20 protein-coding genes and 1 pseudogene are annotated in these 25694 nt (G+C 69.8%); 10 read left to right on the top strand and 11 right to left on the bottom strand.

Features of this window, described 5'->3' with window-relative positions; genetic code table 11:
- A partial coding sequence (locus tag ACWENR_RS18540; RefSeq protein ID WP_452278218.1) for a dihydrofolate reductase family protein occupies nucleotides 1-563 on the bottom strand: 563 nt, incomplete at its 3' end.
- A 253-nt stretch (nucleotides 564-816) separates the two neighbouring features.
- Nucleotides 817-1548: an alpha/beta hydrolase gene (locus ACWENR_RS18535; protein ID WP_452278217.1), complete on the bottom strand. Its 732-nt coding sequence runs from the start codon at nucleotides 1546-1548 to the stop codon at nucleotides 817-819.
- Nucleotides 1549-1691: 143 nt separating this feature from the next.
- Between ACWENR_RS18535 and ACWENR_RS18530 the strand changes: the two genes are divergently transcribed.
- From ACWENR_RS18530 to ACWENR_RS18510, 5 genes are all read left to right on the top strand, one after another.
- The gene (locus ACWENR_RS18530) at nucleotides 1692-2810 is read left to right on the top strand and encodes an L-histidine N(alpha)-methyltransferase (RefSeq protein ID WP_452278216.1); all 1119 of its coding nucleotides are present in this window, start codon (nucleotides 1692-1694) and stop codon (nucleotides 2808-2810) included.
- A 162-nt stretch (nucleotides 2811-2972) separates the two neighbouring features.
- Nucleotides 2973-3122 carry a hypothetical protein gene (locus ACWENR_RS18525; RefSeq protein WP_452278215.1) on the top strand — a complete coding sequence of 50 codons (150 nt, stop codon included), beginning with the start codon at nucleotides 2973-2975 and terminating at the stop codon, nucleotides 3120-3122.
- A gap of 59 nt (nucleotides 3123-3181) precedes the next feature.
- Nucleotides 3182-4354 carry a YcaO-like family protein gene (locus ACWENR_RS18520; protein WP_452278214.1) on the top strand — a complete coding sequence of 391 codons (1173 nt, stop codon included), beginning with the start codon at nucleotides 3182-3184 and terminating at the stop codon, nucleotides 4352-4354.
- A 7-nt stretch (nucleotides 4355-4361) separates the two neighbouring features.
- Nucleotides 4362-5780: a TfuA-like protein gene (locus tag ACWENR_RS18515; RefSeq protein WP_452278213.1), complete on the top strand. Its 1419-nt coding sequence runs from the start codon at nucleotides 4362-4364 to the stop codon at nucleotides 5778-5780.
- A gap of 225 nt (nucleotides 5781-6005) precedes the next feature.
- The gene (locus ACWENR_RS18510) at nucleotides 6006-6716 is read left to right on the top strand and encodes an OBAP family protein (protein ID WP_452278212.1); all 711 of its coding nucleotides are present in this window, start codon (nucleotides 6006-6008) and stop codon (nucleotides 6714-6716) included.
- Nucleotides 6717-6871: 155 nt separating this feature from the next.
- On the opposite strand, the gene ACWENR_RS18505 is transcribed toward ACWENR_RS18510, so the two are convergent.
- Complete coding sequence (locus ACWENR_RS18505; RefSeq protein WP_452278211.1) at nucleotides 6872-8131, bottom strand: phospholipase D-like domain-containing protein; 1260 nt, start codon at nucleotides 8129-8131, stop codon at nucleotides 6872-6874.
- 118 nt (nucleotides 8132-8249) lie between these two features.
- Here ACWENR_RS18505 and ACWENR_RS18500 point away from each other — a divergent pair, with 118 nt between their 5' ends.
- Together ACWENR_RS18500 and fxlM are read left to right on the top strand one after the other, a co-directional pair.
- Nucleotides 8250-9275, top strand: coding sequence for a protein-L-isoaspartate O-methyltransferase family protein (locus ACWENR_RS18500; protein WP_452278210.1), 1026 nt, complete (start codon nucleotides 8250-8252; stop codon nucleotides 9273-9275).
- A gap of 42 nt (nucleotides 9276-9317) precedes the next feature.
- Entirely contained in the window at nucleotides 9318-10556 is a 1239-nt protein-coding gene (gene fxlM / locus ACWENR_RS18495) for a methyltransferase, FxLD system (RefSeq protein WP_452278209.1), read from the top strand.
- 79 nt (nucleotides 10557-10635) lie between these two features.
- On the opposite strand, the gene ACWENR_RS18490 is transcribed toward fxlM, so the two are convergent.
- On the bottom strand, nucleotides 10636-11244 hold the full coding sequence (locus ACWENR_RS18490; protein ID WP_452278208.1) for an SUKH-4 family immunity protein: 609 nt from the start codon (nucleotides 11242-11244) through the stop codon (nucleotides 10636-10638).
- Nucleotides 11245-11400: 156 nt separating this feature from the next.
- Here ACWENR_RS18490 and ACWENR_RS18485 point away from each other — a divergent pair, with 156 nt between their 5' ends.
- Together ACWENR_RS18485 and ACWENR_RS18480 are read left to right on the top strand one after the other, a co-directional pair.
- The gene (locus tag ACWENR_RS18485; RefSeq protein WP_452278207.1) at nucleotides 11401-12753 is read left to right on the top strand and encodes a serine hydrolase domain-containing protein; all 1353 of its coding nucleotides are present in this window, start codon (nucleotides 11401-11403) and stop codon (nucleotides 12751-12753) included.
- Nucleotides 12754-13044: 291 nt separating this feature from the next.
- Entirely contained in the window at nucleotides 13045-14643 is a 1599-nt protein-coding gene (locus tag ACWENR_RS18480) for an MFS transporter (RefSeq protein WP_452278206.1), read from the top strand.
- 339 nt (nucleotides 14644-14982) lie between these two features.
- Here the strand turns inward: ACWENR_RS18480 and ACWENR_RS18475 are convergent, their stop codons facing one another.
- Complete coding sequence (locus tag ACWENR_RS18475) at nucleotides 14983-15546, bottom strand: TetR/AcrR family transcriptional regulator (RefSeq protein WP_452278205.1); 564 nt, start codon at nucleotides 15544-15546, stop codon at nucleotides 14983-14985.
- Between the two features lie 89 nt (nucleotides 15547-15635).
- On the opposite strand from ACWENR_RS18475, the gene ACWENR_RS18470 reads away from it, so the two are divergent.
- Nucleotides 15636-17126, top strand: coding sequence for a hypothetical protein (locus ACWENR_RS18470; protein WP_452278204.1), 1491 nt, complete (start codon nucleotides 15636-15638; stop codon nucleotides 17124-17126).
- 183 nt (nucleotides 17127-17309) lie between these two features.
- Here the strand turns inward: ACWENR_RS18470 and ACWENR_RS18465 are convergent, their stop codons facing one another.
- The 6 genes and pseudogenes from ACWENR_RS18465 to ACWENR_RS18440 all read right to left on the bottom strand — a co-directional run.
- Complete coding sequence (locus ACWENR_RS18465; RefSeq protein WP_452278203.1) at nucleotides 17310-18131, bottom strand: SDR family oxidoreductase; 822 nt, start codon at nucleotides 18129-18131, stop codon at nucleotides 17310-17312.
- Nucleotides 18132-18470: 339 nt separating this feature from the next.
- Complete coding sequence (locus tag ACWENR_RS18460; protein WP_452278202.1) at nucleotides 18471-19430, bottom strand: tyrosine-type recombinase/integrase; 960 nt, start codon at nucleotides 19428-19430, stop codon at nucleotides 18471-18473.
- 57 nt (nucleotides 19431-19487) lie between these two features.
- Entirely contained in the window at nucleotides 19488-19826 is a 339-nt protein-coding gene (locus ACWENR_RS18455) for an AbrB/MazE/SpoVT family DNA-binding domain-containing protein (RefSeq protein WP_452278201.1), read from the bottom strand.
- Nucleotides 19827-20633: 807 nt separating this feature from the next.
- Entirely contained in the window at nucleotides 20634-21833 is a 1200-nt protein-coding gene (locus tag ACWENR_RS18450) for a Wadjet anti-phage system protein JetD domain-containing protein (RefSeq protein ID WP_452278200.1), read from the bottom strand.
- A 2-nt stretch (nucleotides 21834-21835) separates the two neighbouring features.
- Nucleotides 21836-25174: an ATP-binding protein gene (locus ACWENR_RS18445; protein WP_452278199.1), complete on the bottom strand. Its 3339-nt coding sequence runs from the start codon at nucleotides 25172-25174 to the stop codon at nucleotides 21836-21838.
- Nucleotides 25171-25593, bottom strand: a pseudogene (locus tag ACWENR_RS18440) (DUF4194 domain-containing protein); the annotation flags it as partial. The gene ACWENR_RS18445 and the pseudogene ACWENR_RS18440, both read right to left, overlap by 4 nt.
- Between the last annotated feature and the right edge of the window lie 101 nt (nucleotides 25594-25694).

Here is a 25694-nt window from a genome sequence, read left to right as displayed (position 1 = left end):
GCCGGAGCCGGGCCCTGCCCGCCGGCCGGCGCGTAGGTCAGCACCACGACGCCGGACTGGAACGTGGTGGCGTCCAGCAGCCGGAACGAGGCCATCCCGTCGCCGCCGGCGAACAGGCGCGTGCCGTCCCCGATCACCACCGGGGCGGTCACCAGGCGGATCTCGTCGACCACCCCGTGTGGCAGCAGCCGGGTAACGAGCGCGTTGCTGCCGAAGACGAGCAGGTCGCCGCTCAGTTCGGCCTTCACCTTCTCGATCCGAGCCACCGGGTCGTCGGCGATGACCGTCGTGTTGTTCCAGGTCGGCGCGTCCAGCGTGGTGGAGACGGCGTACTTGGGCATCGCGTTCATCTTCTCGGCGTATCCCGCCTCGTCGCTCATGCTCGGCCAGGAGGCGGCGAACCCCTCGTACGTGACACGGCCGAGCAGCAACGCCTCGGCGTCCCGCAACTGGCGTAGGCCCTGCTCCATCGAGTCGGCACTCGCGAACTGGAACGCCCACCGCTCCGGCCGTTCAATGACACCGTCGAGCGTAGTGAACATCGAGACGACGAGCTTACCCATGGCGTTCCCTCCAACGATCGGCGCGCGTGGCGCGGTGACGGGTACCAGGTTCGCTCGCCGACGCCGCGCCGGTCTTGGACGTGCGCGCCAAGGACTTGCCCAACCACGCCATCCGGGTGCGGCGCGGGCGGCGGACGCCGAACGGCCCGACGGGTTGGGACGGGAGAGCCGGCTGGCCGAGTTGCCGGCCGGTGACGGTCCCCCGCCGAGCCCCCGCAAGCTGGCTCGGCTGTCCGCGCTCGATCGCCCGGCCTCACCTCAGGTGCCGGGCGAAGAACCGGCTCCCGTCGTCCCCCTCGAACTGCGGCACGCCGGTGTGCCCACCCATGTTGGCGTGCAGCGTCTTCTCCCTGGAGCCGAAGGCGTCGAACAGGTCCAGGGCCAGCTTCCGGTCGTTTCCCTCGTCGTCCCACTGCAGCAGGACCTGCAGCGGGATGGTGACCTGCCGGGCCTCCTCGAACATGGCGCGGGGCACGAAGCTCCCGGCGAACAGCAGGGCGGCCGAGATGCGCGGCTCGACCACCGCCAGCCGGATGCCGATGGCGATCACCCCACCCGAGTACCCGACCGGGCCGCCGATCTCGGGCAGCGAAAGGAGGGCGTCCAGGGCCGCTCGCCATTCCGGGACCGCCCTCTCGACCAGTGGGAGGACGAGCCGGTCGACGATCCCGTCGTCGACCGGCACGCCCGCCCGCAGCGCCCGGTGCAGGTCGGCGCGGGCCTCCTCGACGGCGACGCACCGGGGCCGGTCACCGGCGCCGGGGAGCTCGATGGTGGCCGCGGCGTAGCCATCCGCCACCGCGTGTCGGGCCCGGGCCACCAGTCGGGGGTACATCCTGCGCAGTCCGCCGGGGTGGCCGACGAGGATCAGCGGCAGCGGTGCGGACGCGGAGGCGGGCGTCCACAGGATGCCGGGGACCTCGTCGAGGGTGAATTCGCGCTCGACGACGGTGTCGTCGAGGCGCTGTTCGGAAGTGAATCGCATGGTCGTGCCTTTCGGAAGCGCTCCTGAAACGGCGCTTCCGGACGATCTATCGCCCGACCGTGACCCCGGAGGGAAGCACCCAAGTCGATACGTTCACGGGTACCACCTCCTCATGCTCTCGCACGGCCCCCGAGAACGTAGCAGTGGTCGACGTGGTCCGCCACAGGTTTTGCGGAGGCCCCGGCACCGCGCGAGACGCGGTTCGACTCAGGACAGAATCGCCGAGTCGACGCACGTACCATTCGATCATGACGGATGTACAGCGACGTACGGTGTCGCCGAGCGAGGAGTTCTATCGCACCTACTCGGCGGCACAGGTCGGTGCCATCGTCGGTTCGCTCGCGCAACGCGCCGAGTTTCCGTTCGAACTGACCTATCTCGGCGGCGGCAGCGAGTTCTGGCGTGCCGGCGAAGAGTCGTCCAACGCCGAGGTCGCGCCGATGCTGCGCGACTTCGACACGCTCCTGACACGGCACGCGGAGCAGTTGCTCGCGCTCGCGCCGCCGTCGACGTCGGTCCAGGTGGTCGACCTCGGCCCAGGCACGACACGTCCGGTCCGCGGGCTGGTCCGCTACCTGCTGGACCGGTCCCGGCTGGCCGGCTACCGCGGGATCGACATCAGTGCGGAGATGCTCGAGCTGGCGGGGCGCAGCCTCCGCACCGACTTTCCCGAGCATGCGGACCGCTTCGAGCTGCGGCGCGGCGACTTCACCGGTCCGGATCTCGCCCGGGTGCTCACCGCCCGGCACGACGACGCCGGCCCGGCCCGGTTCGTCGTGCTCGCGGGCGGGACGCTGTACAACTTCGCCGATCCGACTCGGGTCCTCCGCCATGTGGGCCACACCATGAGCGGCCACGACGTGCTGCTGCTGACGTTGCGCGTCGACACCGGCGTCGACCGGCCGCCGTTCATGGATCGCGTCAGCGTCGGCGGCCCGTTCAAGCCTCAGCAGCTGGCGGGGCTGGACCTGCTCACGGTCGACCGGTCGTGGTACCAGACCGAGACGGGGTTCGACCGCGACCGCAGCGAGATCTTCGTTCGGGTGCGGTTCCTCGTACCGGTCGCCGTGACGTTCGACGTCGACGGCGACCAGAGGACCGTGTCGTTCGAGCCGGGCGACACCGTCCTCGTCTGGCGCTACCTCTACCTCGACCGCGCGGGGGTGGCCGACCAGCTTGCCCGCAGCGGGCTCGAGGTGCGCCTGTTCGAACGCGGCCAGGGCAGCCAGGTGGCGCTCGTCGCCGCGACGCGGGCGGGGTGAACGCCTCACCTCCCCGACAGCGCACCGCGTGGAACGGCCTTCCACGTCACGCGGTGCGGGCCTCGCGCGGACGCGAGGGGCCGACACGTCCGGAAAAGATCGAGTAGCATCTACCCTTACACAGGATCGCCGATGCGACACAGGACGACTGGAGGTCGACAGATGATTCTCGTTCTTCCCACCGCGGGGGATCTCCGCGACGAGCAGGGCGGCACGCCGGACGACATGGGCGGGAAGTCCAGGGACAGCAGCTGGGGCTTCAAGTTCACGGACAGCAGCGGTGTCGAGCCCGCCGACGTGCACGGGGCGTGACCGAAGGGGTGAGACAGCCCACCGTTGTTGATCCTGCTGGCAGCGGCGTGGCGCAAGGCGTGTCGGTCGGGGGTGGAGCGCTCGGGCGCCCCGCCCCCGCCCTCGACGACACCCGCAAGGCATGCTGGTCCGGCACCCACCGGGTGCTGACCGCCGCGGAGACGCTGCGGCGGATCGAGCCGCTCTTCCCCGTCGTCGGCATCACCCGGCTGGCCGACGTCACCTGGCTCGACGAGATCGGCATCCCCGTCTACCAGGCGGTCCGACCGAACTCCTGGACGCTGTCGGTCAGCCAGGGCAAGGGGCTGACCGACGACCTCGCCAAGGTCTCCGCCGCCATGGAGTCGATCGAGTCGTGGCACGCCGAGCGCGTGGGTCCCGGCGAGTTGGTCGCGACCGTGGCCGACATGGAGCGCGAGTGCGGATACCGCGTCCACGAGCTGCCGCTGGAAGGCCGCCACCACCTGAGACCGGGCCTGAAACTGGAGTGGACCACGGCACGCCGCCTCGACGACGGTGCGGACACCTTCCTTCCGACCGGGCTCCTGCGCCTCGACGGCCGGGTGCGCGACACCTGGATGCCACCCCTGTTCGCGCTGAACAGCAACGGACTGGCCAGCGGCAACACCTTCGCCGAAGCGGCGTTGCACGGGCTGTACGAGGTCGTCGAGCGGGACTGCCTGACCCGTGCCGAGAGGATCCCACCGCGCGTCCTGGATCTCGCCTCGGTGGACGGCCCCGCGCGGGACCTGCTGGATCGCCTGGACGCCGCCGGGGTCGACGTCCGGGTCGAGGTGCTGTCGTCGCCGACCGGGCTCGCCTGCTTCTCGGCCACGATCTGGAGCGAGATGTTTCCGGTGCTCTTCGCCGGGGCCGGCGCCCACCTCGATCGTGACGTCGCCCTGTGCCGGGCCCTGACCGAGGCGGCGCAGTCGCGGGTCACCGAGATCGCCGGAGCGAGGGACGACCTCGCCTCGGGCGGCTACCGGCGTGCCGGCTCGCACCGGCCCACGCGGCCGGCGCCGCCCTCCGAAACCGACCGGACGACGTACGACGAGATCGGTTCCGTCCGGAACGAGAGTCTCGCGGACGACCTGCGCACCACGGTGGCGGGCGTTCTCGCCGTGACCGGCCGGTCCCCGCTGGTCGTGGACCACACCAGGCACGAGGTGGGCATCCCCGTCGTGCGGGTGGTCTGCCCCGGGCTGGACTGCGATCCCGCGCTGCTGTGAGGAATCGATGACCCGGTACCTCTTCGTCGGGCCGAGCCTGCCGGACGCCGCCGACCTGTTGGCCACGGACGACATCACCCTCCTTCCGCCGGTGGCGGCGGGAGACCTGCTGCGGCTCGCGCCGCGGCGCGGTGACGTGGTCGGCCTCGTCGACGGGTACTTCCACCAGACCCGCGCGGTGCGACACAAGGAGATCCTCGCCCTCCTCGACGCGGGCGTGACGGTCCTGGGCGCCGCCAGCATGGGTGCGCTGCGCGCAGCGGAACTCGACACGTTCGGCATGGTCGGCGTGGGGCGCGTCTACGGTGACTACCGGCGGGGCCGGCTGACGGCCGACGACGAGGTGGTCCTGCTGCACGGGCCGGCGGAGGAGGCATATCGGCCGATCTCGGAACCGCTGGTCAACATCCGCGCGACCCTGGACCTCGGCGTACGGGAGGGAATCCTCGACGAGGCCACCGCCGGCCGGCTCGTCGCCGCGCTGGCGCGCCGGCCCTACCGGCTGCGCTCGTACCCGGAACTGATCCAGCTCGCCCGCGGGGCGGGGATGCCGGACGAACGCGTCGAGGCGCTGCGGCACCTCTGCGCGACCCGGCCCGTCAACCTCAAGCGGGACGACGCGCTGCTGCTGGTTCACGCGCTGCGTACGCTTGGCGACAGCCGGGCGGGCGGTGGCGCGCCGCTCGCGGCGGACCCGCCGGCCGGCTTCGCCGTGGCACCCACCGTCTACCTGCACCGCTGGCGGCTGGGGGCGCGCGGCATGGACGCCGGCGATGGTCGGGTCCCCGAGCTGAGCCTGCTGCGGATGTGCCAGCTCTTCGCCCGTGACTATCCGGAGTTCTACCGGGACCTGGTCTTCCGTCAGCTGGCCCGGGAGTGTGCCGCCACCTGCCGCGTCGACCAGGCGGAGGAGACGCCCGCTGGGGCGCTGGCGCACGCGAGGCACCGCCACGTCATCCCCGACGACCGGTCGGGCGAGCCCGAGGACCTGGGCTTCCTCGACCTGTGGCTGACCCCGGCCGAGCGGGCCTCGCGCCCCCTGGCGGACCAGCTCGGCATGTTCGTGGTGCGCAGTTTCCGGGTGGCGCCCGGGGTGCCCGCGGACGGCCAGGCGCTGGACGCGCTGCGCGGGCGACCGGCCGTCGCGACGATGGCGGAACTTGTCGACGCCGCACGGTCGGTGAACGACCAGGCACGGCAGGTGCAGCCCGACTTCGACATCCACACTCTGTCGGCGGAGCGCATCCTGTCCTTCTTCGGCGAACGCTGGGGCGCCGAGCCCGGAACGCTGGAGCTGCACGCGTTGGACCGGGGCATCGACTCCCTGGACGTCCTGGTCGCCGCGGCCCGACCGTACTACCTCCTGGCCAAGTACAACCCGGGCCTGGTGGACCTGCGGGTCGGCCCGGCCACCCCCCGCCCCTGACCCCGTCCGCCGTCGAGCCGCCCGCCCGGTGGCCCCGTGCGCGGATCGCGCGGGAACCGCCGGCCATCCGTCGACACGGCAGCCCGGCGGCGACCGTCCCGACCCGTTCGCGTCGTGTGGAACGAAAGGGATTCCGCCCGCCGGCTCGGGGCATAGCGTAAGGACGCGACCGGCCGCGCGGGAGCACGCGGGTCGTCGACGACGAGCAGTGAAGGGGGAGTCACCGTGGAACGGCGTCCCAGCCCGGTACGACCGCCGGGCGAGTCGACCAGCCTCTGGCACCAGGGGCTGTCGCTCGGGTCCAAGGCGTTGCAGGACACGGCGCCGCTGAAGGGTTTCGACGCGTACGTCGTCGGGTTCCACCCGGCGAAGGACGACCCGTCGATGCAGATGGAGGCGCACCACTACTGCCGCCAGGTCAACGACGACTTCCTGCAGTGCGTGCTGTTCGACGGCAACACCGCCGAGGCCAACCTCATCGGCGTCGAGTACATCGTCTCCGAACGGCTGTACGGGACGCTGCCGGAGGACGAGCGCCGCCACTGGCACCCGCACAACTACGAGGTGCTCGGCGGCTCCCTGATCGCCCCGGGCCTGCCGGAGCCGGCCGAGCGGGCGCTGATGGCGATGCTGATGAACAGCTACGGCAAGACCTGGCACACCTGGCACACCGGCCGCCTCGACACCGGCCCGGGAGACGCGCTGCCGCTGGGCGAGCCGATGCTGATGTGGTCGTTCAACCGCGACGGGCAGTGCGATCCCGCCCTGGAGGAGCACCGCAACGAGGCCATGGGCGTCGACCGGGAGAAGAAGCGCGCCGCGCGTTCCGGCCTGGTCGAGCGCGCGCACCCGCAGGACGGGGTGGCGCTGCTCGACGACGCCTTCCCGGGTGGCGAGCCCCTGCCAGGCGTGGTCGATCGGACGACCGGGCGGTAGCAGCGCGGCGACGGCGGCAGTCGATCGCGAGCGCGGGGGCCGAGGACGATGACGACTGGTGCTTTCCGCGTGCGGTCGATCGTCGACTTTCTCGCGGTCGCGAGACATCGCCGACGCCGGCGATGTCTCGCCCCATCCACGAGACCGAGGACCGGTCAGTACGCGCAGGTGCCGTTGCTCGGGTCGACGCACTTGGCCCGGCTCCACAGGGTGGCGAAGTTGGCCCGGTAGTTCGCCGAGACGGTCGGTTGCTCGATCTTGACGAAGGTCTCGTCGTGGTCGAGCAGGGACGGCCCGGTCAGGTTGTGCGATCCCGTGAAGACGATGCTCCGGCCGCCGGTGCCGTTGTAGTTGCCCTTCACCACCAGGTACTTCGAGTGCACGGTGACGACCCGGCCGTCGTAGTTGCCGGCCTCCGCGTCCCAGTACTTCTTCAGCTGCACGTTCGACGATCCGCGCAGGATCGCGTACACCCGGTCGCCCATCTGGCCGAAGACGACGCGGACCTGGCAGCCGAGCTTGGCGATGCGCAGCAGCTCGTTCGCGACCGCCGTACGCGGGTTAGTGAACGACGCCTGCGCCACCTCCACCACGCACCCGCTCTCGTACTTGGTGACGTAGCTGAGCACGTTCTTCACCGTGTCGCCGCTGGATCGGGGCGAGTGGTAGACGGTCACTCCCGTGTTCGGCGACTTGTAGTAGCCGTCCGAGGCGGAGAAGAAGTTGTTGTCCTTGTCCTGGGCGCGCATGAGGTTGAAGTAGCGGGTGAAGTGGTCGTACAGGTCGTAGTCCTCGTGCACGACCAACGCGTTGTTGAACAGGTTGTTCTGCGTGAACGTCAGGTTCTGCGACGTGATCAGCACGACCCGCTTCATCGTGCCCGAGGTGGAGAAGGTGAAGAACTTGTTGTGGTTGATCGAGCTGGAGTGGTTGGCGACGCAGGCGCTCGACCCGGCGACCGAGGCCGACGAGGTGCCGCAGAAGACCAGGTCGTCGAGGTTGGCGACGCGCAGCTTCTTGATCGCCGCGTTGGCCGAGTCGAGGTTGACGCCGTCCTCTCCCTCCCGGTCCACCACCAACCGGACCACGACGCCCCGGGCCGCGGCCCGGGCCAGGGCGTCGGCCACCACCGGGGAGGTCCAGCTGTACATCGCGCCGCGGATGTAGGAGCCAGCGGACACCCCGTCGGCCAGGGCGACGATCTCGTCCTCGATGACCCGGTCGCGGCTGCCGTCCTCCGCCGGCACGTTGAACCGCGTGTACGCCGGGAAGGTCGACGTCACGGCCGTGTCGTCGGCCAGGTCGGGGGCCGACACGCTCGTCGCCCCCGGCGCGGCCACCACCGGCGCACCCGGGACGACGGCGAGAATGGGGAGCGCGAGCGCAGCGGCGAGCAGGCACCGTCGGAGATTCATTCATGATTTGTATGGCATGGCGACGTATCGATCAAGGCCTCTCGCTGAGCCTGCGACGGACGGTCGAGGAACTGCCGGCGGGTTCGCGCTCAACGTGGTGCACGTCCAGAGAGGAGCCGTGACCGTGCTCGATGAGGCCTTCGACGCCGTGCCCGCCACGGTCTACACCCACCACGAGCGGTACGGAGAGACCGTGCACCGGTCCCAGCCCGAGTCCATCCGCCGGGAGCTGGCCGCCTTGCGGGTACGCCCCGGGGACCGCGTGTTGGAGATCGGTACCGGTTCCGGGTACAGCGGCGCCGTTCTCGCCAGGCTCTGCGGGCCGCGCGGGCGGGTCACCAGCGTCGACATCAGCGACGATCTCGTCCGCCGGGCCCGGGCGATCCACGCCGAACGCGGAGTCACCGGTGTCGTCTGCCACGTCGCCGACGGCCTCGCCGGCTGTTCGGCAACGCTCCCCTACCACCGTGCCGTGGCCTGGTGCGCGCCCCCACGGCTGCCACGAGCGTGGACGGAGCAGGTCGTCGACGGTGGGCGGATCGTCGCCTGCCTGCCGATCGCGCAGCTGCCGTCCACCACGCTGGTCGCCACCATCACCGTCGAGGCCGGGCAGCCCCGCATCGAGGCGGTCACCGACGGCGGCTACGCCCAGAGCACCAGCACAGCGGTCGACGACGCCCTGACCGTCCCCGGCCGCTGGGTCGACTGGTGCGACAACGAGCCGGACCCGTCCTGGATAGCCATCGGCTGGCGCGCCGACGACGACGAGCAGGGCGGTGGCGCCCGCTCAGCGCTGAACCACCTGCTGCGCCCGGGCCACGCCGAGACCTACGGTCGGCGTCCGCTGGACTGGCGGTCGTGGCACACGTACGCGGCCGCTCTCGGCGACCCGCACCTGAGTCTTGCCTCCCTCCGCAACCAGATCCGCGGTCTCGGCCACACCACCGCCACCTCGGCCGCCGTGATCCTGACCGACGCCACCATCGTCGCCGACAGCCCCGACTCACCGTCGCTGGGCATCCTGTGGGACTGGCTCGACGGATGGGAACGCGCCGGCCGCCCCGCCCCCGGCTCCTTCGCCACCACCCTCGTTCCCCACCACGGCGGCGGCCTGCCCGGCTGGGACCTGCGTGCGTCCTGCTGACCGAGGAAGGCGGATCCGGCAAGCCAACGAGAAGGAGCGCCAATGGGTTCTGCTGTCGCCAGCACGTCGCCGGAGCAGCTGCGCGCCGCCCTGGCGGCGCACCTGACCGAGACGGGCTGGATCCGGACACCGGCGGTGGGGGCGGCGTTCCGCACCGTGCCGCGGCATCTGTTCGTGCCGGACACCGTCGCCCTCGCGGAGGCGTACGCCGACGACGTCGTCGTCACCCGACGCGACCCGGCCGGGAAGGCAACCAGCTCGGTGTCGGCGCCCTGGTTGCAGGCCCACATGCTGGAACAGGCCGCCCTGCGACCCGGCGCCAGGGTCCTCGAGATCGGCTCCGGCGGCTACAATGCGGCCCTGATCGCCGCCACCGCCGGCCCGGACGGGAGCGTCGTCACCGTCGACATCGACACCGGCGTCATCGACCGGGCCCGCACCGGCCTGGACCGTGCCGGCTACCGGCAGGTGACGGTGGTGCACGGCGACGGCGAGTACGGACACCAGCCCGGCGCCCCGTACGACGCCGTCATCGTCACCGTGGAGGCACCGGACCTCCCGCCGGCCTGGCTCGCCCAGCTCGCCGCGGACGGTGTTCTCGTCGCGCCGCTGCGGATTCGCGGCATGACGCGGTGCCTCACCCTGCGCCGCCACGAGGACCACCTGCTCGCCACCACGGCGCTGCAGTGCGGGTTCGTACCGATGCGGGGCGACGGGCGCGGTCCCACCCGCCGCCTGGCTCTGCGCGGCGAGGACGCCGTCCTGACCCTGGACGACGCCACCACCGACGTGAGCCTGGCGGCCCTCGCCTCGGCGCTGTGCCCGCCGCGGCTGGACACCTGGTCGCCGGTCACCATCACGGCGCAGGAAGGCCCTTCGTTCGAGTCACTGCACCTGTGGTTGGCCAGCCAGCCCCGGCCCTTCGGCGTTCTCGCCGTGGATCGCGGGCGCACCGCCGGCCTGCTCGATCCCCAAGACCGGTTCGTCTGCCCGACCCTGCTCACCGCCGACAGTCTCGCCTACCTCGCCATCCGGAAACTCGACGACACCGCCTGGCAGTTCGGCGCCCACGGCTTCGGACCCGCTGCCGACACCCTCACCGCGGACATGCTCGACCTGATCACGGTCTGGGACCGCGACCACCGGCGCGGCCCCGGCCCGATCATCACCGTGCACCCCACCGGCACGCACCCGCCCGCAGCCGGCCGGACCCGACTGCTCGTCCCCCGCCGCCACGCCACGATCGCCGTCACCTGGCCCGCCCCGGGCGAACGGCGCTGACCGGGCGTTCCCGGGTTTGCGGGAAGCGGCCTGCGCACGGCGCGGGCCGCGCGGCGCGTGGCGCGACACGGGCCGGCTATCACCCGTGGAGCGAGCGGCCTGCCGGGCTGTTGGTCGTGAAGCGTTGGCCCATGGCGATCTCCTCGCTGACCACCGACCAGACGGTCTCGTCGTCCTGGAAGGGGAGCGGGTCACGGCTGCTCGTCTCCTGCCGGATCCGTTCGACCTCGCGGTCCAGGAGCTCGAAGCCGGTTTCCTCGCCGCCGCTGAAGGTGAACTCGTCGAGCAGGCGCTGTAAGCGGAGGGTCACCTGGACGAGGGAGGAGACGTCCGTGTGGAGTTCCCGCGCGGTCTCCTCGTCGGGGTCGAAGGCGTACACCTTGCCGAAGCCAGGGTCCAGGGCGAGGTGGGCGCTCAGCAGCCAGCCGACGACGGGCCAGGCGCCCGCGTCCGCCGGGACGCCCTCGAAGTCCTCCAGGTGGACGACGTCCTGGACCAGCGGCAGCCGGCCGTAGTCCTTGTCGGGCACGTGCAGCCTGAGCGTCCCGGTGGGGACGCCGACGGTCTGCAGGAGGCGGGCGCCCCCGGTGCCCGCGGCGGCGGGCGGGAAGGCGGCGGCGGGCAGGGTCGCGAGCCGGTCCTCGCCGAAGATGTCGACAAGTTCGCTGCGGGTGACGTCGAAAAGCACTGCCGGAACTCCGAACTCGGCGGCGACACGGGCGACCGTGGGATGCTAGCGGACGAAGCCGCTCCCAGCAGGCCGCCCGCCGCCAACGGCGAACCGATTCCCGTGCCGGTCCGAGCGGGTTGGATCGGGCGGGCCGCACCTGCCATGATGCGCCGCATGTCACTGCACCGCCGCACCGTGCTCGGTGCCGGTCTCGCGGCAGCAGCCGCCGCCCTCGCCGGCTGCCGCGAGGTGCTCCGTCCGGCCACCTCCGGCCCGACCGCCGCGCCCAGCCCGTCGGCCACCCCGGCGCGGCCGGCGGCGGAACGGGCTGCGGCTCCGAGGGCCGCGACGTCGGCCACCACCGGCACCCCCGTGACGTCCGCCGACCGCAGGCTGCTCCGCGAGCTCTTCCACCACCTCGCACCGACCAGCGCCAACCCCAAGCATCCGGCGTACGCGGGCGCCGTCGCGCTCTGCCGCGTGAACGGCACCACCACGGCGCGGGCGCACGTCGGCAGGGCGCTGCGCTACGGCGCGGGCCCGGTGCTGCTGCCCGAGTCGAAGCAGGTCCCGATGCGGCACGACTCGATCTTCGACCTCGCCTCGATCACCAAGGTCTACACCGCCATTCTCGCGCTGCAGCAGGTCGACAAGGGCCGCATCGACCTCGACGCGCCCGTGGTCGACTACCTGCCAGCCTTCACGGGCGCGGGCAAGGCCGGGGTCACCGTCGCCATGCTGCTGGCACACACCAGTGGCCTGCCGGTCGGAGCCAAGGTCGCCGGCCTGCCCGACGACACGGCCCGCCGGGCGGCGGTCCTCGCCACTCCCCTGGTCAGCGGCGCGACCCCCGGCACGGTCTTCCGCTATTCCAGCGTCGGCCTGATGGTCCTCGCGTTCCTGGTCGAGAAGGTCACCGGGCAGCGGCTCGACCAGGCCCTCAAGAGCGGGTTGACCGGACCACTCGGCCTGAAGGACACCGGTTTCAACCCCAGGACCTGGCTCAGCGCCTCAGATCAGGCGAGCCGACTCGTCGCCACGGACGCCCGCTCCTCCCGGGGACTGCTCCGCGGCGTGGTGCACGACGACGTCGCCAACCACATGGGGGGAATCGCCGGCCACGCCGGCATCTTCAGCACCGCCGCCGAAGTAGCCGTCATCGGGCAACTGCTGCTCGACGGCGGCATCCACGACGGCACCCGGATCCTCTCCGAAGAGCTCACCCGGCAGATGCTCACCAACGTGAACACCGGCCTGCCCGCCGTCGACCCGGAACGGCCCGGCCGCACCTCCGCGCACGGCCTCGGCGTCGTGCTCGACCAGCCCTGGTTCATGGGCCGGCTCAGCAGCCCCCGCACCTTCGGGCACACCGGCTTCACCGGCACCTCCCTGGTGGTCCACCCGGACCGCCGGATGGTCCTGGTCCTGCTGACGAACCGCGCCCACCCGAACTGGAGCTGGGCGAACCCGGACCCGGTCCGGGTGGCCGTCGCCAAGGCCGTCTCCGCCACCGCGACTCCCCGCTGAGGGCCGCGGCGACCGGTCTCGTGACACGGTCCGGCCCGCCGGCCCGCCGTGGCTGGACCGCGTCCGGGGCCCCGGCTGCGCCCGGAGCACCGTCGCGCCGCGTACGTCAGCCGGCCGTCAGCCGACGGTAAGGGCCCCGGGCAGGCTGGTCGAGTCCCCACCACGCGGCAGCAGCGAACCTCGCGGGTTCCAGGCCCGACGCGCCGTGGAGATCGCCTCGACACCGCACCGCGGACTCGCCGCCACCTGACGGCCCGTTTCCGTACGCGCACGATCCCGGAAGGCACTCCCATGCCATCGAACGACGCTGTAGCCGCGCCCACCAGAGCGGGCGCCCGGCAGTGGACCGGGCTGGCCGTCCTCGCCCTGCCGACCCTGCTGATCTCCCTCGACCAGAGCGTGCTGTACCTGGCCCTGCCCCACCTCGCGGAAGGGCTGCACCCCACCGGCACGCAGACGTTGTGGATCATGGACATATACGGCTTCATGATCGCCGGCTTCCTCATCACGATGGGTACGCTCGGTGATCGGATCGGCCGCCGCAGGTTGCTGATGATCGGCGCCGTGGCGGTCGGCCTCGCCTCGATGGCAGCCGGGTATTCCACCAGCGCGGAAGCGCTGATCGTCACCCGCGCGCTGCTCGGTGTCGCCGCCGCCACGCTGATGCCGTCCACGCTTGCCCTGATCAGCAACATGTTCTCCGACCCGCACCAGCGCGGTCGCGCCATCGCGGTGTGGGCGAGCTGCTTCATGGGCGGTACGGCGCTCGGCCCGGTCGTCGGCGGCATGCTCCTGGAGTTCTTCTGGTGGGGCTCGGTGTTCCTGCTCGGCGTACCCGTCATGGTGCTGCTGCTCGTCGTCGCGCCGCTCGTGCTGCCGGAGTACCGGGACCCGAACGCGGGTCGGATCGACCTGGTCAGCGTCCTGTTGTCGCTGGTGTCGATCCTGACGATCATCTACGGCCTGAAGGAGCTCGCCCGCTACGGCCTCGCGCCGCTGCCGATCGCCGCGATCCTGGTCGGCACGGCCGTCGGTGTGGTGTTCGTGAAGCGGCAGGGCAGGCTGGAGCACCCGCTGCTCGACCTGAGGCTCTTCCGGGTGGCCGCCTTCACCGCCGCGCTGCTGATCCTGATGGTGTCGATGCTCGGCACCGGCGGCGGCTACCTGTTCATCACCGGGTTCCTGCAGATGGTGGAGGGCATGTCGCCGATGGAGGCGGGGCTGTGGATGGTGCCCCCGGCCGTCGCTTCGATCCTCGCCGCGCAGGTGGCACCCGTCTTCGCCAGGCGCTTCCAACTCGGCACCGTCATCGGTGTTGCCCTGCTGATCGGTACGGTCGGTTACGCGATGCTCGTCTTCGTCGACCCGGTCGGCGGACTGCCGCTGCTGCTCGCCGGCTTCGTGATCATTTTCATCGGTGTCGGCACCTTCGGATCGCTCGGCACCAATCTGGTCGTCGGGTCCGTGCCGCCCGAGCGGGGCGGCTCCGCGGCGGCCCTCTCCTCCATCAGCGGTGACCTGGGCAACGCGCTCGGTGTCGCCACGCTCGGCAGCCTCGGTGCCGCCGTCTACCGCGACATGATCGCACCGCCCGCCGGCACCCCGGCGGAGGCAGCGGAGATCGCCGGGGCGAGCATGGAGGGAGCCGTGGGGGTCGCCCGGCAGCTGCCCGCCGAAGCCGCCGAGGCCCTGCTGACCGCCGCCAGGACGGCCTACACGGGCGGGCTCAACACGATCGGCATCGCCTGCGCCGTCATCACCGCGCTCAGCGCGGCCATCTCCCTCACCATGCTGCGCAGGCACCGGGACGCCGCCCCCTCCGGCGACGTCCCGCCGAAGCGGGAGGCCGGGCGGGAGGAGGTCACCGAGGGAACCCTCCCGGCCACCTGACGCCCGGCCGCGTCAGCGACGACGGGGACCGGACGCCGACCTCGTGGGAAGGTCCGCGGGCTGGAGCTTCGCCGCGGGGCGGCGTCTCGGTCCGGGCCGGCAGGCGCTGCCGGCCCACCCGCTTGACGATGGCGCCCGCACCCGGCTCGCCGCCGGGTGCGAGGCCGGTGTCGCCACCGCCTCGCGCCACGTGCGGGGAGGCGATCGTGCCGCTCGCGGCGGTCGCCAAGGATCTGTCCACGGCCACGCGGCGCATCCGCCGCCCCGGCGTACGCGGTCCTGGGCGGCGGGCTGACCCCGATCCGGATCCACCCTTCGCCCGGTCGAGCCGCGCGCCGGTCAGTTCGACAGGGTACGGATCGCCTGCGCGAGATCGCCGGCCGACGGCGTCGATGCGGGGTCGAGCATCCACTGCAGCATCACGCCGTTGATGAGGGCCAGCGCGAGTGATCCGACCGTCCGGGCCGCGTCGGGTGAGACGTCGTCCGGGTGCACCGCGAGCACGAGCGCGGCCAGGTCTCGTCGGCTGTCCGCGTAGATGCGCAGCAGTTGCTCGTGGACCTCGGCGGCGAACTCGGCCTGCGCGTAGGCCTGCACGCTCGCCACGAGCACGTTGCGTTTCTCGGGTGCCGCTCCGAGGAGCCCGACGAGGAACTGCTCGAGGCGTTCCGCCGGGGTACCGGCGAGGTCGGCGGTCACGGCATCGGCGACCGCGTCGCCCCACTCCTCGAACGTCTCGATGACGGCGGCGTTGAGAAGCGCGTCCTTCGAGCCGAAGTGGTAGCCGATCGAGGCGAGGTTGGCTCCGGTGACAGCCACGATGTCGCGGGCTGTCGTGTGCGCATAGCCGCGTTCAGCCAGACACCGCTTGGCTCCGGCGAGTAGGTCTTCGCGCTGCCCCATGCCGGTGAGTCTACCGGGCCCCGTATACGGACGTGTTGTACACGCGTATTATACGGCTGTACACATCGCTTCGAGACGGAGATCCCCTCGTGACTCAAGACCAGTCCCTGCTCGCCCCCGTCGAGCATGCGCCCGCCGTTCCGGTCGCCGTGTCCTGGAACGACGCGACCGGCAGCAATCGCACGATCCTGACGACCCACCTCTGGGCAGCTCCCCCGTTGCGACGCGAGTCGCCGATCCACGACCGCGCGTTCGCGGCGCTGCGCGACCTGAAGGCCGACTACGCGCGGTTCCTGCCGTGGTTCTCGCACCCGGTGCTGTCGGTGCCCGCTCTCGAGCCACCGACGCGGGACGGCACCTCGTGGGACTTCTCCCGGCTGGACCCGTTCGTCGAGGACTTCATGGCCGCGGCGGAGGGGCGGCCGGTCGTGGCCAACTTCGCCACCATCCCGCACTGGATGTTCACCAACGCGGATCAGGTGCACGTCTCACGCGACGTCGACGAGATCCACTGGCAGTACGAGCAAGGGGCCGACTTCCGCGACCAGACCCTCGCGGAGGTGGCGGACTACTTCTTCCGCATCGCGAGCTGGTACATCGCCGGCGGCTTCACCGACGAACTCGGGCGCCGGCACGAGTCGGGGCACCGCTACCGGTTCGCCTACTGGGAGGTGCTCTGCGAGCCCGACCTCAACCGCCGGATGCCTCCGGAGGTCTACACCCGCCTGTACGACGCGGTGGTGCAGCGCCTGCGCCCCCTGGATCCCGACATGAAGTTCGTGGGGCTGTCGCTGAGCCACGTGCACCACAACCCCGAATACTTCTGGCACTTCCTCGATGCCGCCAACCACCAGCCGGGCGTCGCCGTCGACGCGTTCTCGTACCACTTCTACGCCTCACCCGAGATCGTCAACCCGTTCGGCCCCGAGGGGAACGCCGATCCCGGCACGTGGCGCAGCACCTTCTTCACGCAGGCCGACGCCTTCGTCGAGAACGTCGCGTACATCCGGTCGATCGCCCGACGGCTCGCACCCGACGCCAGGACGTTCCTCAACGAGATCGGCACCTATCCGGCCGACATCATGAACCCGCGGCCGCAGATCCCGGACTTCTACTGGGCCCTGAGCGGATCGGTCCACGCCTACCTGTGGGCTCGGATGCTGCCGCTCGGGATCGATCTGCTCGGCGTGGCGGAGTTCATGGACTATCCCGGGATGATCCCGGGCACCTCGCTGCTCGACTGGGAGACGGGCGAACCGAACGCCCGGTATCACGTGACGCGGCTGCTGCTTCGGCACTTCGCGCAGGGCGACCGGCTGGTCACGACGTCGACGGGCTACCCCGGGTTCCCCGACCTGCGGGTCCACGCGCAGGCGATGGTCGGATCCGACGGCACCAGGCGCGTCCTTCTCATCAACAAGTGGGATGAGCCCATCGAGGTCGACATGTCGGGCGCCGGCACGGACTCCGGCGCGGTCGAGCAGGTGTACGTAGGCACCTCCGGCATCGAACGCGCGGAGTGGAAGGGGAACACCCTCCGTCTCGAACCGCACGCCACCGTGGTGCTCACCCTCGACTGAGCCACGGCACCGACCCGTGACGCCCGGCGCCTACGACGGTGCGCACCGACCGTCAGCGAGGCGCCGGGCAGCACGTGACGGCCGCCGGTCATGGCCAATACTGCGTCTGATCACCGCCGCGCACCGGCACGACACAGCGCGGCCCGCCCTCCCGCAGGGTCTGAGCTCGCGGGGAACCCACACTCAGGCGTGATGGCCCGCCTTGACGACCTGGTCGTACTCACTGCGCCTGGCGTCGTAGGCGGTCTCCAGGAACGCCTCCGAGTCCAATCCCACCGGCAGCCTCAGCGGCGGCGACTCCATCTGGCTGAGCCGCCAGACCACGTCCGCGAAGAGTTCGGGCGGGTTCACCTCGATCTTGGTGTTCATGGTGTGCAGCGCGTCGAGCAGGCTGTCGCTGACCTGCGTGTAGTCCGAGATCCGGCGCTCCGGCATGACCAGGTTGGTGCCGTACCCGGTGGCGAAACCACCCGGCTGCAGGATGGTGACCTTCACTCCGAGGTGCCCGGCCTCGGCGGCCAGCGACTCGGCCGCTCCCTCCACCGCGAACTTGCTCGCGGTGTACGCGGCCAGTCCGGGAAAGGGAACCATGCCGGCCACCGAACTGACGAAGACCGCGTGCCCGCGGCCCTGCGTCCGCCACAGCGGCAGTACGGCCCGGGTGAGCCGCCACGGCCCGAACACGTTGGTGTCGAACTGCGCGGCGAGTTCCGCGTCGGAGACCTCCTCGAAGGTGCCGAACTGACCATAGGCGGCGTTGTTGACCAGCACGTCGATGCCGCCGAACGCATCCACCGACTGTCCGACCACCGCCGCGCACTGCGCTGGATCCCGTACGTCCAGGGCCGCCGCCACCACGTTGCCCGGGTGCCGGGCCACCAACTCCTCGAGGGTCTCCGGCCGTCGGGCCGTCGCCACCACCTGCTCCCCCTCGGCGGCGAGCCGGGCCGCGAGGGCCCGACCCAAGCCGCTCGAACACCCCGTGATCAACCAACGCTTCGCCATCGCTCCCGACCTGCCCAGTCCGGTGGGTTATCTGTCAGCTACACGCTGTCAGAGTCACGGGCGTAGGTGAAGTGGCATCGACTGTCGCCAACCGGATGCGTCGGGTACCCAACGCATTCCGCTGCATCCCTCGGCGTACGGGAGTGTGGCGATTTCGGCTCCGGCCACATTCATCAGCGCCGGCGCCGCCCTGGACGCCGTCCAGAGTGACGCCGGGCAAACCGTTACTGACAGGTTTTCGTGTCCGGCGCACAGAACGTGACCATGCCGCGCACCGCGCACGCATTCCTGGGTGGGCCTGGACTGCAGCAACCAGGCCCACCCCGCGGTCGGTTCAGTTCAGGCCAGAGGATGTGGCTCGTTGGTCAAGGCCGCTAGAGCGGCGGCAACCTCCTGAAGACTCGCCCGGACGTACGTAGTGGTCGTGCCGACGTCGCTGCCGCTGTCGGAGTGACCGGCGTACGCGCGGGCCACGGCGTAGCCGAAGTTCCGCTCGACCCACGTCAATGTCGTGTGCCGCAACCAGTGAGTACTGATCTGCTGCACGTACACCCACGGCAGGTGCTCACCGATGCGTACCCACAGATGGTCGTAGCGCCGGTAGGTGATCGGCTGCCCGTTGCGGTAACGCAGCAGCTGCTCCGTTCCTGTCGCCTGGCGCTCCTCGGCATGCTGCTGCAGGTGCCTCATCAGCGTCGGTGACACCGGCTGCCACCGCACCGTGTCGCCCTTCTCCCGCAGCAGGATGAGGCACTGGTCCGGATCGAGGTCGACGGGCCGCAGAGCCAGCGCACCGCCCCGGCGGCACGCGGTCTCGGTATGCAGTCGTAGCAGCAGGCTGTCCAGCGCCGGGTCGTCGCCCGTGCTCGCGGCAACGGCGTTAATCTCCGCCAACCTGCTGTCAGCCACCGCCCGTCTGGTGCTGGGCAGGCGCCGCGGCTTGGCCACCTTGAGGGCGGCGTTGTCCGCCGCACGGATGTGCCCGTCGGCGACGGCCCGCTTGTACAGGCACCGCAGCGCGGCGATCAGGTGCTCCGCCGCGCTTCGTCCGCCTCGGGCATTGCGCCGGGCCACCACGTGCGTCTTGGTGTACTCGGCAAGCTGCTCGATTTCGGAAGGAGTCGGCTCATCGAGCCGGCGCTGCCCCCACTGCTCCAGGACCCGCTTCCAGTACGAGCCGTATGCCCGCCGGGTACCGTCGCTGACCGCCGCCGCTACCACCGGCACGTACTCGGCGAACGTTGGTGCGGGTGGACGGTCCGACGCTGCCTCGACGAGATCGGTCGGCGAGATCCCCATTTCGCGCCAGCAACAACCGCGCGGCATCCAGCTCCGCCCGGCCGACGGTGGTGTCGCTCATGCCTGACCACCACCCAGCACATCGGCGTGAACCGCGACGACCATCGCGTCCAGGGCAGCGGGAGGGTGCACCACGAGCAGGCCGTCAGCTGGGCTGGCGGCCAGGAGCACCCGGTCGCCGGTGGTGAGCCCGCACCAGTGCCGGACAGCTGCCGGCAGGTGGAGATGGCCCTGGCCGGTGACGGTGAAGACGCCCTGCCGATCCAGCCGGACGACAATGACTCCGGAGCCCTCACGGATGTGCAGCCGCGTGCCCGGCCCCCACCCGAGGGCCCGGATGACCGTCCGGTCGGCGATTCGACCGCTGTTGTCGATGGCAGCCAGGCCGTACACCATCGTGCCGGCGCGAGGCGTCGGCAGGACAGGCAGGGGCAAGGGAGGACGGCGAGGAGCTCCACCACGCGGGCGACGAGATCCCTGCTCCCGGTCCGACAGCCGCACGGGAGGGATGACAGGAGCCACGGAACGCTCAGCCACGACAATCGCCTCCGCTCGAGACAGGCTCGACCGAGGGTGTCGCTGAGATCAGATTTGCGTGATCAAGCGTGCTTGACCATCAGTACGCGAAACACAGCATGGATGCTGCAATTTGGTGTCCGAGGGGGGATTTGCACACTCCTATGTAGCATCCGTTATACAAACGGGTTCTCATGCGGTAAAGCCTAGCACCTCACGGTGCGTAAACACTACACGCGCGAGCCGTCTGTGAGCATCAATTAATTACCGAAGGAAGCCGATTCAATGCGCCTGAAGAGACGACAGCAACGTAGTCAGTCCAGGCAGGAAGAATTGGGCCGCCGCCAGGCAGAGTCAGTGCTGGAGTTCACGCGGTAGCAACAGGGACGGCGCGGCGGTGAGGCCATGACGGAGGGGCTATGGAGCCTTGGGCTCGGCCAGTGGCTCGGCCTGTCGTGGTGCCGCCGGTCGGGCGACACCCTGGGTGGTGAGCAGGATCAGAAGCGCGCCGAAGCCTGGGGCGCCAGGGCTGGCCCAACAAGGCCCCGCCGGTGAACGGGTGGCCCTCAGGGTTACTGACTTACTGCCGCCGGCAGTAGCGAGCGGCGGAAGCGCCCCCAGTCAAGATCGAACTCTTTTTCGGCCACCCGGGCAGGAGGCTCCCGAGGCCCGGGAACTGTCCGGACATCAATCGGCCGAAGCCTTGAGGGCATCGCTTATCGCTGAGTACCGGATGTGTTCCTGCTCTAGCCGGAGGGACGGGGCGAATGTGTCATTGACGAGGTCGTCAACAAGTGCACGCTCTTGTTCCGTAAGCTGCGGAAGTGATCGGCGGGTGGGCGTCGGTTCGCGACCCCAGTGTGCGCGGTGGGCGAGCAGGGTTTCGCGGTCCATGAGAATTGAGCGTGTGTGTGAGAAGGCGGCGCGCAGCCGATCGAGGATGGCGAATCCGTGTGTGTCGATGTCGCCCCAGTAGATGAGGTTGCGGTCGCGGAGCCATGTCAGGGGCTCAAGTTTCGCGACGGCGTAGCCGCTGCCGAGGATGACGGCAGCGTCGTGGACGGGCGGGAAGGCGAGGAAGGTGGTTTCGTTCTCGACGACATAGACGGTCGCCACAGGCGGGGGTGTGGCCGCCAGTTCGCTCGCGCGGACGGTGAGGTCGCTGTACGGCACGGGGCGGTGGTGGTTGTCGAGGAAGCGGATTCGAACGAGCAGAGGCTTGGGCCGTAGTCCGTAGCGTTCACCGAAGGCTGACGGCGGGTGAGCGACGTTGACTCGATCAGCGGGGAGGTGTCGGTCGAGTAGCTCGGCGAGGATGCTGCGGCGGGTCTCGACGAACTTGGTGTCGACGTCGCGGACGTCGATCTGTCGCAGGTAGGTGGCGGGATCGGCGTGATGGTCGATCCACGCGACCGTGTCGAGCAGGCGAATCCAGTCCTGTTCGTGGGTGAGGAGCTTCATCGGGCGCTCGGCGGCCCACGCGGCTATCGGAGGTGAGACGGCGCGGGTTACGTCGAGGAGGGTTTGATAGCGGTCGACCTGGGCCTGGACGCCGAGCGTTCGCCAGAGGGCGTCGGGCGTGTCTATCCATGCCTTGTTCGGGAGTTGGTTGGTGCCGATGAGCCGGCCGCCTACGCTGCGGTACTCGACACGCAGGGATCGGCCGTCGACTTCGCGCCAGCGGGTGGCCCACTGTTGGACATCCCCGAAGTTGTCGGCGGTGTCGGCGGCGGTCGGTCCTTTCAACGGCACGGCGACCGGTGTTGGGGATGTGCCGTGGGCAACGTCGCGCAGGAAGTCGCCGCGTTCCCAGCGCCGCCGCAAGACGGCGATGACGTCCTCGACGGTGGCCCATGAGGCTCGTTGGCTGCTGCGGCTGCGCGGCATGGTTATGCCTCCGGGTCGGCGCCGGTGTGGGCCTGTCGCCGGCGGTGGTATTCGTCGAGGGTCAGGGTCTGCAGCCGGGAGAAGTTGTCGGTGGGGTTGTCGACGAAGCCGACTGCGGATACGTATGGCTCGATGACGTGGATCTTCTGCAGGGGTGTGACGATCAGCAGTTGCAGGCCGAGACGCTGGAACAGGGCGAGCGCGAAGCGGGTGGAGTCGTCGGAGCCACGGCCGAAGGCTTCGTCGATGACGACGAACCGGAATGTGCTGGTGTTCTCGGCGTCGAGACGAAACTGGTAGGCCAGGGACGCGGCCAGGATGGTGTAGGCGAGCTTCTCTTTTTGCCCTCCGGACTTGCCGCCGGAGTCAGCGTAGGTTTCGTATTCGGTGTCGTCGTCTCGCCAGCGCTCGGTGGCTGTGAAGGTGAACCAGTTGCGGACGTCGGTGACGCGTCTGGTCCAGGCGCGGTCGGTCTCTGTCTGGCCTTCCCGGCCGCGGAAGCGCTCGATGAGGGCTTTGACCTGGAGGAATTTACGTTCCGAGTATTGCTCGGAGTCATCGTGGCCGAGGGCGTCGTCCGTGCAGGCGCGCAGCTCGGTTCGGAACTCGCGGACCTCGACGTTCGGGCTCGGGTTGCCGTCGAGCCGGATGTAGCGGCCTGGGTTGTAGTCGATCCCGACGAGGGATTCGTTGATCGTGGCGATGCGGTTCTTGATGAGGGCGGCCTGTTGGCGCAGCTGGGAGTGGAAGGTGGCGATGTCCCGGATGGCGTTGGTGTTGAGGTAGGTCTTGAACTCGGCTTCGAAGCGAGGTAGGTCATCGTGGACGAGGCGCTGGTGCATGGTGCGGTACTCGGCGGCGGCCGCGAGCGAGGCGTCCATCTCCGCGGTGTCCAGGGGGTAGGTGCTGCGGAAGGCCGTCATCAGGCCGACCGCCTTGTTGCTCTCCTGGTTCTGCTTCTTCATGACGTCGTCCCGCTGGCGCGCGAGTGTCGTCATGAGTGATTCGCGGAGGCGGTCCCAGCCCTCGGGCGTGACCGGTTGGACCGGGATGAGCGTCATGAGCTGCGGGAAGTGGGCACTTGCCGCTTCATGGCGTGGGTCGTCGAGAAGCTCGTCGGCCTCTTGGCGGCGAGACTCGGCAGCTTTCAACGCGTTCTCGGTGAGGGCGATCTTGTTGCTGTGCTCGTCACGACGGCGTCTCGCGCCCTGCAGCAGTTGCGTGAGGCGGTCCAGTTCGGCGGTGAGTTCGGCGATACCTTGGGTGCCGGACTCGATGCGACGTTTCTCGTCCTGCAGGCGTTCTATCGTGTGGGTGGCTGCTTCCCAGTCGAGGTCGGCGAAGTCCTGGTAGACGGTGATCTTGTGGAGCTCGCCCAGCCGCTGGCTCCGGGCTTTGATCTTGCTGGCGAGGTCGCTCTCGGTCTTGCGGGCGGCGTCTAGGAGGCGGTCGATTCGTTGGCCCTGTTCGACGAGGGCGTGGATCTTCGACTCGTTGGACCAGCCCAGGACGTATTGGCTGCGGTCGTCGATGCGTCTGCGGTCGTCTTTTTCGTGGCGTCCAGAAGGGTCCTTAAGCTGGCCGGTCCGGGTGATCGCCTTGGGAGCGCGACGGAAGTCGACCATGGTGGTGACGCATTGGTGTGCCGCGCGGTGGCGAAGTTCCCGTTGCAGCCACGGGGTGAGCGGTGAGTCTTTGAGGTCGAGGGTGTCAAACAGTTGGAGGCCGGCGTTGAGCGGCGGCGTCTCGACCGTCTTGGGCACGGTGGCTGGTACCCGGTAGTAAACGAGTCGGCCGTCCAGATGGTGTTCGTCGACCCAGTCGGCGACTGCCCGGTAGTGCTCATCGGGGACGAGCAGCGACAGCGCGAAGCCTCGCAGGACGCGTTCGGCGGCGCCTTCCCACTCGACGTGTTCGGCGCGGACTTGGACGAGTTCGCCGACGAAGGGTAGTTCGGTTTCGGGTAGGTCGAGGCCAGCGCAGAGACGTTGCCGCAGGGCGAGGTTGTGGCGTGGGATGTTGCTCGGTCGGCCGCTAAGGCTGCGCAGCTCGGCGTTGATCTCGGCTGCGTCCTTTTCCAGGTCACGGACGTGGACGCCTGCGTCGGTGGCGGCGGTGTGAAGGTCGGCGATCGCGCTGTCATATCGCTGGATTTCCTCGGCGACTGCCATCTGGCGGGTCGCGAAGGTGGTGGCGTCGGCGACGCGGGCGAGTCCGACTGCGTCGAGCAGTGCGTTCAGGCCCGTCATGCGGTCCCTGCGCAGGTCGCGGGTGGCGGAGACGTCTTTGATCTGTCGCTCGAGTTCCCTGATGCGTCCGCCGCCGAGGCCCTCTCGTGCGAGGTCGGCGCGGCGGTGTTCTTCTTCCAGGGCTCCGATCTCCCCGTCGACCTGGCCGAGTAGTGTCCGGTTTGTGGTGAGCTGGTCGGTCAACTTCGTGATCTGTGCGTCGAGGAGGTCGGCGCTGCGGCGGGCGACGAGGTGCGGCAGGGCGGCGCGTTGTTCGTCGAGGGTTTGCAGCGTTTGGCCGTGCTGGTCGTGTGCGTCGCAGGCCGCGAGAATCGGGGTTAGCCCGGCGATCTGTTCTCGGGCGCGAAGGACCGCGTCATGAGCTCGGTTGAGGTCGTCGAAGTGGTCGATGAGCTGGCGGATCACCGATGCGGCGTCGAAGGGTTCGAGCATGTGGCTGCGGACGAAGTCGTTGAGGTTGCCGACTGCCTTCATCGATACGGTCTGGTGGAACAGGTCCATTGCCTGCTCGGAGGCGATGCCGAGTCTCCTGCGGAAGTCTTGGCCGTACTCGGGGAAGTGATCGGCGATCTTGGCTCCGCGTTGGCGTAGCCGTCGACGTAGTTGGGAGATCTCCGTGCCGAAGTCGAGGAAGTCTTCGCTGATCGACAGGGAGGTACCGGCGGTGACGTAGAAGCGCTCGGGTTGGCCGGTGTTGGCATCGTTCAGCCAGAACACTTGGGCGAGGGTCACTGTCGTTCCTAGCGTCTCGTCAGCGAAGACGCCGAGGATCACCGAAAAACAACTGCCGCTGCGCAATCCGACCGGCTTGGAGGTGCCGGTGGCGTCATTGCTCTCGGACTTGTAGTAGCCGAGAACGTAGGAGCGCAACGACCGCTCGCGGGTCTCCGCTCCGGCCGCCTTGTTGTAAGAGATCTTGTTGGCTGGTAGCAGCAGCGTCGTTACTGCGTCGACAAGGGTGGACTTGCCAGAGCCGATGTCGCCGGTGAGGAGGCTGTCGGCTCCGTCGAGGTGGAAGGTCCAGACCCGCTGATCAAAGGTGCCCCAGTTGCGGACTTCCAACCGGTGCAGGCGGTAGCCGTGGCGGGTCATGCAGCGTCTTCCTCATCTTCGGTGAGTTCGGCGGCGTACTCCGCAAGGCGGGAGTCGAAGTCCGCCAGCCACTGGGCATCGACGAACGCCTTAAGGATGCGGCGCACCTCGAAGCTGGGCTCCTTGTCCTTCGTCCGGCGCAGGAATCCCAGCTCGACGACCTTCGTCAGGTGAGCGTCGATCTGGTCGACCAGGCGGGCGTCGTTGGCGCCAGGGGGCATGAACACCGTCAGCATGTCGATGATCTGGCGGCGGGTCAGCACGAGCCGGGGATCCGCACCACTGGCGTCGGCCTCGGCCAGCTTGCGGCGCAGTAGGGCGAGCAACAGGCTGACGTGGAACGACAGGGACCGACGCGGCACCAGCCGCGGCACAGGCGGGAGATCGGGATCCTCGGGCCGGGATTTCAGGTAGGCGTATCCCTCAGAGCGTGTTTGAGATCGGGTTGATCAGGTCCGGGTGAAGGTGCGGCGGGCTTGGCGGCGTGCGGGTTGGCCGCGGGTGATGCGGCGGGTCATGC

The organism is Micromonospora sp. NPDC004336 (genome assembly GCF_053602615.1).
Note: the sequence above shows the minus strand (reverse complement) of the source record. Positions and strands in the feature narration are given on the sequence as shown.